This window comes from Pedobacter suwonensis, from assembly GCF_900111825.1.
GTDB lineage: Bacteria > Bacteroidota > Bacteroidia > Sphingobacteriales > Sphingobacteriaceae > Pedobacter > Pedobacter suwonensis.
The window spans coordinates 106,303-118,756 of the sequence record NZ_FOJM01000011.1 but is presented as its reverse complement, the minus strand read 5'-3'; the positions used below and the strand labels follow the sequence as shown (position 1 = coordinate 118,756).

The following is a 12,454-nucleotide window of genomic DNA, read 5'->3' as shown; positions in this document are numbered from 1 at the left end:
TTACTTACAATCCCGATTTAGACAACATTATAATTTAACCAAAACTCCATAAAGATATGAATTTATTTTTTAGGATCAGGCTGTTATTGCGCCGTGATTCTTACCAAATCTTATTAAAAATGAGACTCGTAGTGCTTTTTCTTACGCTTACCCTGATGCAGGTTAGCGCTAGCAGCTTCAGTCAGAATCTAACGCTTAAAGAGAATAATTCTGACATCATTTCCATCTTAAAACAAATAGAAAAACAAAGTGGTTACCATTTACTTTTCAGACGGGCCGACATTGACGATAAATATAAAGTAAACCTGAATGTAACCAACATGCCCATTGAGCAGGTTATGGGGGTAGTTTTGAAAAATACCAATCTCGATTTCAAAATTATTAAGAAGACCATTATCCTGAAAAAGAATGCCTATTCGCCGTTTGCAACAATTTCGGTGCGGGACCTCGAGATTTCGGGTACGGTGAGCGATGAAAAAGGCGTAACACTCCCTGGGGTGGTGGTTAATGTAAAGGGCACGAAGCAATCAACCGTGACCGATATTAATGGTAAATTTAAGATTTCACTTCCTGCGGGATCAACTACTCTCGTATTTACTTTTGTAGGCATGGAGCCTCAGGAAATTAATCCTGGCAATAAGAGCATCCTCAACGTGGTACTGAAAGCACAGACCACCTCACTTTCTGATGTGGTGGTGATTGGTTACGGTACACAAAAGCGTACAGATCTTAATGGATCTATCTCGTCGGTAAAAGCGGCCGATATTGCCAATGTACCCCAGGCCAGTATTGACCAGATGCTGCAGGGCAGGGCTTCCGGATTAACGATTTCGCAAAACTCTGGTGCGCCAGGCAGCAATACATCGGTACGTGTAAGGGGCGTAACTTCTTTAAGCGGTAGCAACGAGCCTTTATATGTAATCGATGGTGTACCCATTTCAGGCGATGCAGGCAACCAGAGTACCAGTGGAAGATCTCCTTTACAGGCTTCATCTTCCAATGCCAATTCGCAAACCACAGTAAGTCCTTTATCGTTAATCAATCCAAATGATATTGAGTCGATCGATGTACTAAAAGATGCATCTGCAACTGCAATATACGGTAACCGTGCTTCAAACGGTGTAATTATCATCACCACCAAAAGGGGGAGGAGCGGTAATTCTGCTATCAATTATGATGGTTATTATGGTTTCCAGCGTGTTGCAAAATATATGGATGTGATGAATCTTCGCCAATACGCAGTACTTCAAAACTCGCTGGGTGATATTTATGGTACCGGCAGAAGGGTTGAATTTGCAGATCCTTCTGTATTGGGAGAGGGCACCAACTGGCAAAAGGAAATATTTAGAACTGCGCCACAAGAAAGTCACCAGGTAGCTGTTTCTGGTGGCAAAGAGGGATTAACTTACTATATTTCTGGCGGATATCTTGGACAGGATGGTACGGTTATCGGTTCCGATTTTCGCCGCTATAGCCTTCGGGTAAATGCCGATGCCCAGGTGAAAGAATGGTTTAAGCTGGGCATTACCTTGACCGGAAGCCGCTCTGCAGAAAATGTGGTTACCAGTGATAATAACGGGATTATTTACAACGCTTTATTGCAGGCGCCTGATTTAGCCGTAACAAACCTTGATGGTTCATATACGGGGCCACCGGTGTCTGATCCATTGGCTGCCGCAGCGGCATTAAACCCCGTTGCACAGGCCCAGCAAATTAAGAATAAGCTGAACAGGACCAACATTAACACCAACATTTATAACGAAATCAAGTTTATCAAATCATTGTCGCTAAGATCAGAACTCGGGGGTGATTTTAATTTCTCGGATAATAATGTATTTACACCGAGTTATTCGTGGGGCCGTTTTACCAATCCTACAGCTTCATTAAAAGAGAGATTCCAGCAAAGTACATTTTTGATCTGGAAAGAATATCTTAACTATAACCAGACTTTTGGAGATAAACATAACTTAAGTGCCATTTTGGGTTACGAGGTTCAGCAGTCAAACTGGAGGGGAATCGAAGGTACACGTCAGGGATTTTATAGTAATGATGTACAATCTTTGAATTTAGGGCAGGCCATCACGGCTACCAATGATGAATATATTGGTACACAACGCCAGGAATCAATCTATGCACGTGCCATTTATACCTACAATTCCAAATATAGCCTTACTTCTACAATCAGGAGAGATAAGACCTCTAAGTTTGCCGAAGGCTCACAATCAGGTTATTTTCCCTCATTTGCGGCATCATGGAAATTGTCTGAAGAGCCATTTATGAAAGGGATCAATAAAGTGGTGAACGGACTTAAGCTCCGCCTGGGTTATGGAGAGGTAGGCAACCAGGATGTTCCAAATTATCTTTACAGCTCTTTGTTAAGGTCTTCACAAACAGGTTTGGGAACTGGTTTTCTTGCCGGCCGGATCGATAATAAATCACTAAAATGGCAAACCTCTATCCAATACAACGGTGGTGTTGATATGAGCTTTTTAAACGGTAGGATTAGCTCCAGTATAGATGTTTACAAAAAAACATCAAAGGACTTCTTATTCCAGCTTACGCTTCCGGCATATTTGGTGGGTGGACCTGATTATCTGGGTGGTATTAACCCTCCGTATGTAAATCTTGGAAAGATTGACAACGTAGGTTTTGATTTGAATATTAACTCGCGCAACTTTGAAAAGGGCGATTTCAAATGGAATACCAGTGTAGTGCTATCACATTATAATAATGAGGTTAAAGAGCTTGGTAACGGCCTGACCGAACTTTTTGGGACAGTAACCAATGCTTACCTGCAAACGCCGGTTACCCGTACCGTGGTAGGTCGGTCGGTAGGTGAATTTTATGGCTATAAAGTAAAGGGAATATTTAAAACACAGGCGCAACTTCAATCTGCTCCGGTTCAGTTTGGTAGAGGCATTGCCAATAATAGCAACAGCACCTGGTTGGGCGATGTGCAATACGAAGATGTAAATGGCGACGGCGTTATCAACGAGAAAGACCGTACCGAGATCGGAAATCCAAATCCTAAATTCACCTATGGCATTACCAACACCTTTAGTTATAAAGCTTTTGATTTTACCTTGTTCCTGAACGGTTCTTACGGTTCCAAAATTATGAACCTGTTAAACAACACCATGGGGAACCTGGCGGCTGTATATCAGAATCAATATGCAGCAAATAGTAATTTCTGGTCACCACAAAATCCCGATTCCAATATTCCGGCGCCTAAAATTGGTATTGATAATCCCAATCTTTTTGTCTCAGACCGATATGTAGAAAGTGGATCTTTCTTACGCATACAGAATGTGAGTTTGGGTTACAGGGTACCTGCCTCGTGGATCAGGAAATTTAAATTTTCTAATTTAAAGGTGTACTCCAGCGTACAAAACCTTTACACCTTTACAAAATATAAGGGCTATGATCCGGAAATCGGCGCAATGAACCAAAGTGCCATTTTAAACAATATAGACCTTGGAAGATATCCAATTGCCAGGACCATCACTTTTGGGGTAAATGCACAATTTTAGTGACCTACAATTATTGAACAAAATGAAATCATATATAATATACAGCTTTATTTTTATCGCCATTGTTAGCGCAGGCTGTAAAAAAGACTTTTTTAATATTCCTCCACAGGATTCACTCAGCGCTGATAATTTTTACCAAAACACCGAACAGGTGCAGGCCAGTACCATTGCGCTGTACAACTCACCATGGTTCGACTGGAATGCCAAAGCTTCCTGGTGTATTTCAGAATTGCTAAGCGGTAATGCACACACCTATTCTCCGGATGTGATCAACTTCGGTAATTTTTCGGTAACAGGCGATAATACCCAGTTGGCATCAGCCTGGAATTCGCTATACAGCGTAGTTGCCCAATCTAATGCGTTGATTAATAATCTGAAAGCAAAAGTGCCAGCCAGCGTGCCAGCATCTGTGGTTAATAATGCCATTGGCGAAGCGAGATTTATGCGTGCTATGGCTTATTTTTATCTGGTAAGAACATGGGGAAATGTGCCGATTATTGAAAATAGCCTTGATTATGTGAACAATTACCAGATTAATACCAATCCGGTAACTGATGTTTACAAGTTCATGATCAACGACCTCAAATTTGCGGAAGATAATTGCGATAAAATGATCAGGACGGGTTCTGTTTCCCAGGGTAAAGTATCCAGCGGATCAGCATCTGCATTATTGGCTAAAGTTTATTTATACATGCGCGACTATTCGAATGCCCGTTTAAAAGCAGAGCAGGTAATCAATAGTGGCGAGTTTAAATTGTATGGAATAGATATTTCGGGCAAAACCTATGCTGATTTGTTCAAAACTGCCAATAATAATAACGAAGAGAGTATCGCCGCGATACAATGGTTGGGCGGATCTTCCTATGGTCATGGTAATGCGCTACAATCCTTCCTTGCCTTTAACTCTGAAATTACGGGTACCGGAGACGGTTATGGAAGTGTTACGCCTTCTATCGATTTGCTTACTGCTTTCGAGCCCGGCGATTTAAGAAGAAAGCCAACGGTGATGATGCAGGGAGATGTTTACCCTGAAATTAACCAGGCCAAAGGTGGTTACACTTTACCTGTCGGAGCGGTTGCTCAGGGCATGCCGGCATTTATTAAAAAATATGTGGTGGGTACGCCTGCAGATAATGGTGGTAAAGGCGCAGCATTTTCTACAGGTAATAATACTTATTTAATGCGTTATGCAGATGTATTGTTGATTGAGGCAGAGGCAGTACTTGCCGGTGCTGAACGTACATCTGACGATGCGGCACTTGTACCTTTCAACAAAATCAGAAAAAGGGCCGGCCTCATTCCTAAAACATCAATCACTATACAGGATATTTATCAGGAGCGTCGTATGGAATTCGTTTTTGAGGCTGATTACTGGTTTGATCTGGGCCGGTTAGATGGTTTTAATGTAACCTCACACCCTAAAGCAATAGCAATTATTTCCAATCAGGAAAGGGGAATTTACAGTAACACCACGCCTGTTGTTATCTGGGGACAAAAGTATACGCCAACTGATGCCAATTTCCGTTTGCCTTATCCTACAACAGAAACCATTCTAAATCCAAAATTACTATTGGCTCCGGTGCCTTACAATTTTAAATAAGCTTATATGAAAACGTTACATAAAAATATTATAGCCTTTTATCTTGTTGGCATCTTTTGCATGCTGATTTTTGCCACCTCCTGCAAAAAGGAAAAAGAAGGACAGGGTGCACCAAGCATTACCCGCGTGCGTACCCTGGTAAGGCCGGGCGATACTCAACTTACACCAATGGATTCAACAGTTACTTCGGGCGATGTCGGTGTTACTTATGTTATAGAGGGGGTAAATCTGAAATCGACTAATAAAGTAGAATTCAATGGAGCATCAGCTTATCTTAATACAGCGCTTTTTAGTGATAATAGCATTATCGTGATGATCCCGGCAACCGCCACATGGATCAATCAAACAGGGAAATTAATACTGACTAACCCATACGGCAGTACTTCCTTTAACTTTAGTATTAAACAACCAGCTCCGGTAATTAGTGATTTGAGCCAGTTTGCAGGTAATGCTGGCGATGTCATTACCATTACCGGCTTACGTTTTGATCAGGTGTCAGGCGTTAAGTTTGGTACAACTGATGCCAGGGTCGTTTCATCAACGAGCACGGAATTGAAGGTAACTGTCCCTACAGGTGCGCTAGGTGCAGTAAGTGTGACTACCCCTGGCGGTACAGGTACTGGTCCGTATGTATCTTACGATGGCGTTGTGGTGCCGATATTGTTGCCATTCGGATTTACTCATTTATTTTATGACGATCAGATCACAGCGGGCTACGACTTCAATTTCGGAGGTGCGAATGCAGATGTGAATAGTACTGAAATGGTAAAAAGAGGTAACCATTCTATTAAATTAACCTATACAGGAAGTTATGCCGGATATGCGGTTGGCAGTAACACACCTGTTGATTTAACTGATAAAACCTATGTTAAGTTTTCTATTTATGGGACAACAGGTACTGAAGGGAAAGTAGTAAAAGTTGCATTGGGTGATTTTGACAACCGTAATGTAAGTGTGGTGCTGCATGCGGGCAAGTGGACAAATTATGTGGTTCCAATAGATCGTTTCCAAAGCGCCAGCCAACCGGGCAAACCTACCAGTTTAAACTGGATCGGCTTTCAGGAGTTGAGCGGCAATGCGCCAGAAACCATCTACCTGGATGATATTGGGGTTTACTAATTGAAGGGATATTAGCTTAGTGAGGTAGCTTCCTCGAGTTATCGTCATTTCGAGCGTAGTGCAACGCAGCCGAGAAATCTGTCACGGAAGATCTCTCCATTTCGCTGCGCTTCAGTCGAGATGACGATCCTTTTATTCTAAATCTATCAATGGTAGCGGACACAACCCTTCCAGATTTATAATTTTAAAATAATTTATCATGAAATTAATACAATACATCATTGCCATCATCATCATGCTGGCAACCAGTGCCACTGTTTCTGCACAAAAAAACCTGGTGCTTAACGGTGGTTTTGAAAATGAATTAGAGGGCTGGGTTGATTATTCGGCAAAAGTGACTCCTTATATGTATAGCGCCGGCAAAATGAGTGCTGCCTTATTTTCTTCAGATTCTTCTAAATGGACCGGTATGCACCAGATTGTATCGCTGCCTAAAAATACCCAGTATATACTCATGAGCGCGAAGATTAAAGTAGATGGTGTGAGTACCGGAAAAAATGCCTGGAATGGTGCCTTATTTCTTTTCGAAACGCTTGATAAACAGGAAACTAAAATAGGAGATGGAATCAACATTGCCTCAGTTACCGGAGATGAAGACTGGAAGTTATATGAAAAAGCATATATTGTTACACCAGGCATTACTAAAATAAAATTGTTATTTGCCTTAGGCTATGTTACGGGTACGATGTTCGTTGATGAAGTAAGTTTAAAAGCAATTACCCAATCGGAGTTTGAAAAATATTTGTAGTATGATGAATGGTGTGATGTGTAAGTTGTTTTTAATCGGTTTGTTACTGTTTACAACTGCAGTTTTTGCGCAGCAAGTGGCAACTCCTAAAATTGTGCTGAACCAGTCTGGTTATTATCCAAAGCTTGAAAAAAGTGCGGTTATACTTAATCCCGTTTCAGAAAGTAAGTTTGAGTTGTTATCCATGCCAGACCGGAAAGTGGTGTACACCGGTGTATTATCGGAACTAAAAACTACCCAATATTCGAACATTAAAACAAAACTAGCCGATTTTAGTGCTTTTGATCAATCAGGCGATTACATTATCTACGTGGATGGCGTTCCTGAATCTCCGGTTTTTAAAATTACAGATCACGTGAACCATGATTTAGCAGTGGCTGCATTAAAGGCATTCTATTATCAGCGTGCTTCAACTGCGCTGGACGTAACCTATGCAGGGAAATGGTATCGTGCTGCCGGGCATCCCGACACTTCAGTTTATATTCATCCATCGGCCGCTTCTAAAAACCGTAAGGCTGATAGTAAGATTAATGTTTCCGGAGGATGGTATGATGCCGGAGATTATAATAAATATGTGGTAAATAGTGGTATTTCTACCTCAACCTTACTTTCTGCTTATGAAGATTTTCCTGAATATTTCGTGGGGCAGGAGGTGCATATTCCACATACCAAAAACAAAGTTCCAGACGTCTTAACAGAGGCTGTTTACAATTTACGATGGATGCTTAAAATGCAGGATCCTGGCGATGGCGGGGTCTATCACAAATGTACTAATCTGAATTTCGACGGTATGGTGATGCCAGATCAGGCCTTATCAAAACGTTATGTGGTGGCAAAGGGTACTGCCGCAACATTAAACTTAGCCGCAGTGGCCGCACAGGCTTATCGCATTTTTAAACATTTTCCTGAGCAATATCCCGGATTGGCAGATAGTTGCCTTTCGGCATCCAGAAATGCCTGGCGCTGGGCACTAAATAACCCTAACGTTGTTTACGATCAAGATCTGCTTAACAAAACATCAGACCTTAAAGTAAACACAGGTGCCTACGGCGATAAGAACTTTGAAGATGAATGGATCTGGGCCTCTGCAGAACTGCTGGCCTCAACCGGAGAGCAGGCCTATTATAATGCCTTTTTTGCGCGTTTGAATACTCCGGTGAGCTTGCCAAGTTGGAGCAATGTAGGCATATTGGGGTATTATACATTAATTAGATGTGAGCGGCAGCTGCCTGAAAGTTATAAAAGTATAACCAGCATTCTGAAGAAGAAAATATTGACACTTGCTGATCGTTACTTAAATGCCTTCAAAACAGGTGCCTACCATACGGTGATTGGCGCTTCGCTTGACGATTTCGCATGGGGAAGTAATTCTTCAGCAATGAATCAAAGTATATTACTCATCAACGCTTATTTATTTTCCAAAAATGAGGCTTATCTCGATGCTGCGGTCAGTAATCTCGATTACGTTTTAGGTAAAAATGCAACCGGCTATTCTTTTGTAACCGGCATAGGTTACAAATCACCTATGCACCCACATCATCGCCTGTCGTTTGCAGATGGTATTGCTGAACCCATTCCAGGCTTACTGGTTGGTGGGCCTAACCGGGAAAAACAGGATGGATTAAAATACGATTCCGAACCAGAATTGTCATACCTCGATGATGTCAATTCTTATGCGAGTAATGAAATTGCCATCAACTGGAATGCACCATTGGTATATGTAGCAAATGCAATGGAGTGTATTGAAAAGGGGAAAAAATAAGGGTCAATAGAAGTAAACCCATGCCCGGAGTCCCCGCCTGTGCGGACAGACCAGCCCGTACAGGCGGCGAGATATCGATATCTCATAAAATAAAATGAAGCAAGTTGAGTTGGCGGTAATATTTGAAGTTTTATTTAGCTGGCATTGCTCAGCGGAATACTGAAAGAAAAAGTACTACCTTTCCCAAATTCACTCTCTACCCAAATTTTTCCCTGATGACGGGTTACGATTTCTGCGCACAGGTATAAGCCTATCCCAAAGCCGGCGATCGTACTGTCACTTTCAACCCTGTAATACCGGTCGAAAAGTTTTTGTTGATGCTCAGCTTTAATGCCGATGCCTTGATCAACGACACTTATTATAATTTGATCATGATCAACGGAATATTGTATATTAACCTTGCTACCCAGATCAGAATATTTAATGGCATTACCGATCAGGTTTTGAAGCACCTGGTTTAATTTATTGCGGTCTGCATAAACCATTACCTCATCGGCAAGGTGCAGCTTTACTTCGTAACCCGTGGTTAGTGTTAAGGTTTCTTCACAAACCTCTTTTAATAAATCTGTAATTTCAAATTGTTGTTTATCAATGGCTATTTTTCCTGATTCCAGACGTGAAACATTTAAAAATCCATCAATCATTCTGGTCATCCGCTTCACCTGGTTTAGCGATTTGTCAATTGTAGCGAGCATTCTGTCTTCAGTTTGCTGGCGCGAGAGGTATTGCAACAGTTGCAGGTAGCCATTTATCGAGGTGAGTGGTGTTTTGAGCTCGTGGCTCGCCATACCGATAAAATCATTCTTACGCTGTTCATCCTCCTTTTGCTCAGTAATATCCAGCACCGAACCTATAAATCGCATTGGTTTATCGCTGGCATCAAAATAAACCTGCCCTTTGGCCCTGATCCACCTCAGGCGTTTGTCTTCAAATCCAATAGTGCGATATTCTACGTCGTAAATGCCGTTGCTGGCTTGTTTATCAAAAACATAAGCTAAAACGGCGTTAATCCTTTCTAAATCATCTTGATGAAGGTTCTGTAAAAAATCCCGCTCAAAATCAACCTCATTCGAATGGCTGATCCCGAATAATAGCCTGCAGCGATCGTCCCATTGCATGTGGCCCGTAGCCATGTCCATATCGAAAGTGCCCAGTTGAGCAGCTTCTTTAGATAACCTGATCTGTTCATAGGCCTTTTGAAGTTTTTCCTTTGAAATTACATGCTCGGTAATGTCCGTGGCGGTTTGCATCAGCCCGATTACCTTTCCGTTTACTTTCAAGGGGGTATAGGTCAGATCGTAATAGCCTAATGTCGGCTTGCCATTTTTGATCAGTGATATGCCAACACCGGGCACATGATGGTTGAGTCCCGTGCGGTAAGCATAAAATAGTTCATCTACTACCTGTTGTCCAACCAATTCGGGGATAGCTTCGAACCAGGGTTTTCCTAAAACCGATGAGTCCTTACCAATCAGATTAAGCATTGGGCCGTTAATTACGTCAAAAACCATGTTTTCTCCTTTGGTAATCAACATCGGAACAGGAGAGGAACGAACCATATTTTTAAACCATTCTCGGCTTGCTTCCAATTTTGTCCAGGTTTCCGTTGAAGTTACGCCATCCGCTTCACTTGTTTGAACATCATCCTTCGCAAGCAGCACATGTTCGGTTTCCAATTGCAGGCTTTCGCCTGTTGTTTGCATGTATTCTATATTTCGGCGGTTAACGCCCTTGTTCGTACCAGGCAGTATTTCATTTACAGCTTTCAGGTTTGCCGATAGCTCGTGGTCATTTACAGGCTGATGCTGTTCTGTGGCTAGCGTTGGTTTCGCGATCAGCCAAACCACAATTTTTGGTTGATGATCAGCAGCCTGTTCTAGTTTGCTTGCAAAATAAAGATAGCTAGAAAATGGGGATACGCTACTTACCAGGTCAGGAATCTGTACGGGTATTGTAAAGTTGTTTTTTAACTGCAAGAAGAAATCAGAAATGTCTGGAGGCAGGTTTTGGCCCAAAATGTCATGAAGATTCATCTTCAGGATTTCTTCCAGACTTCCATTTACTAACGCTAAAAATTGAGCATTTGCATATGCTAGTTGCAGTGAATCGGGATCAATAACGAAGATGGGGATTGGCGCCAGGGTTATGAAACTGGAAGTATTGGTTATGGTTAGCATGTTATATCCCGTTAAATACAAATGTAATCATTTTGGCTATTTACCAACGTAATAACATTTTTTAAATCTTGATCTGTTGACCTTGCAATTGTTGACCCAAACAGCAGGACTTCATTCGTGTTTACGCTATTGCCAATCCACAATTATACCTTTCAATTTAAATACAAGGTCCATTTTGTTCATCTATGCGTTTCAGTATAGCGGATAAAATCATGTTATAAGCCACATAGGCAACAAATACAAAAAAGCCTAACTGTAGCGCAGAATTATTCTCCGTAACCACTTTTAGCGCTTCGGTGTCGATATTGAGCCCGGATAGCTGGCTTTTTAAAATCCCGTTAAGACCAATATAGGTCATGGCTATCCCAACTACCATCACATCTGCCATATCCCATTTGCCGAGGTCAAATGCCAGAAAACGGATGAATTTTGAATTGCCTAATAATTTACTGCATGATACCTGCAATCCACGTGCAATGAGGCGTAGCAGGGGCAGTATAACCACGAAAAGCATCAGTAATACGCCTACCAGTACCGCATCTGGTTTGGGTTGTTCTATCAGGGTGCCAATAATACCCAATATACTCTGGCTTTGAAAAAAGAGTACCTGGTTGTTGAAAACCAGTTTTTCCCCTAACAAAGCAAACTCAAGTGTTTTAATTCTGGCGTCTACCTCTATAATGGGTGATGACACACCAACTGCAAGTAAAATGAACGCGAAAAGCAATGATATCACAAAAAGGGTAACTTCGCTATCCACTCGTTTGCGTAATAAAAGCCAAAGCATTAGGGCAATTACAATACAAGCAGTCATCCCGATTGCATACTGATAGCTCAAACCTTTAATGTGGCTAAGTTTGGCATTTACAACTTTGTCAAAAGCGTTGGCATTATCTACTTTATACTTTTTAAAAATGCTATGCTCTACGGATGAGATGGTTTGATCGCTTCGGTCATAAGTCTGCGCTTCCAGTTCGTCGAGTTTTCCGGTTGCTACAGATTTTAATTTTTTCAAGCTTCTGGGGCTGGTTATTTTGGTTACAATGGTACGTGAGAAAGATGGCACCAATGCATGGATTTCTTTAACATCTACAAATGTATTAAACGCCAGTTTTTTAAGTTTGGCACCAAGTCCTTTCTGCGGTCTCGTCACTTCAGCAACGGCTTTGTTTACCATGCCATGTAATTGTTTTTCAACTTCCTGTTGCATATCCACCTTTTGGCTTTTGGTAAGGTTAAAGCCCTTTACCTTCCGATCAACCACTGCTGAGATTTTATCTCCCCAGCGGTCTACCGAAAATATGCCGAAAGTAATGTTGTTTGAAAGGCTGTAATCTTCCTTAATGTGTTTTTGCTCATAAGCCAGTTCGCGGAAATGGTAGCCACAATACGCTGCAGCCATTAAAAGCAGCAAAAGTGCGGCAATCAGGATAAAAGATGCCGACCTGGATTGATCTGGCTTAACCTGCTTATTTGTATTCATATTATCTTTTTGCAATTCGCTCATTCATCTTAGAT

The 12,454-nt window shown here is 41.7% G+C and carries 7 protein-coding genes; 5 read left to right on the top strand and 2 right to left on the bottom strand.

The genetic code is table 11. The features are described 5' to 3' along the window. Positions 1-56 precede the first annotated feature (56 nt). The 5 genes from BM107_RS15275 to BM107_RS15255 all read left to right on the top strand — a co-directional run bounded on the left by BM107_RS15275 (position 57) and on the right by BM107_RS15255 (position 8,759). Complete coding sequence (locus BM107_RS15275) at positions 57-3,530, top strand: TonB-dependent receptor (RefSeq protein ID WP_208864392.1); 3,474 nt, start codon at positions 57-59, stop codon at positions 3,528-3,530. A 22-nt stretch (positions 3,531-3,552) separates the two neighbouring features. Beyond that, the gene (locus tag BM107_RS15270) at positions 3,553-5,130 is read left to right on the top strand and encodes a RagB/SusD family nutrient uptake outer membrane protein (protein ID WP_090985037.1); all 1,578 of its coding nucleotides are present in this window, start codon (positions 3,553-3,555) and stop codon (positions 5,128-5,130) included. A gap of 6 nt (positions 5,131-5,136) precedes the next feature. Next, positions 5,137-6,249 (top strand): IPT/TIG domain-containing protein, encoded by a 1,113-nt coding sequence (locus tag BM107_RS15265; RefSeq protein WP_090984833.1) that lies wholly within the window; start codon positions 5,137-5,139, stop codon positions 6,247-6,249. Between the two features lie 199 nt (positions 6,250-6,448). Then, positions 6,449-6,997, top strand: a complete 549-nt coding sequence (locus BM107_RS15260) for a carbohydrate binding domain-containing protein (RefSeq protein ID WP_090984831.1) — start codon at positions 6,449-6,451, stop codon at positions 6,995-6,997. Next, positions 6,981-8,759, top strand: a complete 1,779-nt coding sequence (locus BM107_RS15255; protein WP_208864391.1) for a glycoside hydrolase family 9 protein — start codon at positions 6,981-6,983, stop codon at positions 8,757-8,759. Before BM107_RS15260 ends, BM107_RS15255 begins: the two co-directional genes overlap by 17 nt. 134 nt (positions 8,760-8,893) lie before the next feature. Here the strand turns inward: BM107_RS15255 and BM107_RS15250 are convergent, their stop codons facing one another. Together BM107_RS15250 and BM107_RS15245 are read right to left on the bottom strand one after the other, a co-directional pair. Further along, positions 8,894-10,936 carry a PAS domain-containing sensor histidine kinase gene (locus BM107_RS15250; RefSeq protein WP_090984827.1) on the bottom strand — a complete coding sequence of 681 codons (2,043 nt, stop codon included), beginning with the start codon at positions 10,934-10,936 and terminating at the stop codon, positions 8,894-8,896. 157 nt (positions 10,937-11,093) lie between these two features. Next, positions 11,094-12,443, bottom strand: coding sequence for a paraquat-inducible protein A (locus BM107_RS15245; RefSeq protein ID WP_244278823.1), 1,350 nt, complete (start codon positions 12,441-12,443; stop codon positions 11,094-11,096). Between the last annotated feature and the right edge of the window lie 11 nt (positions 12,444-12,454).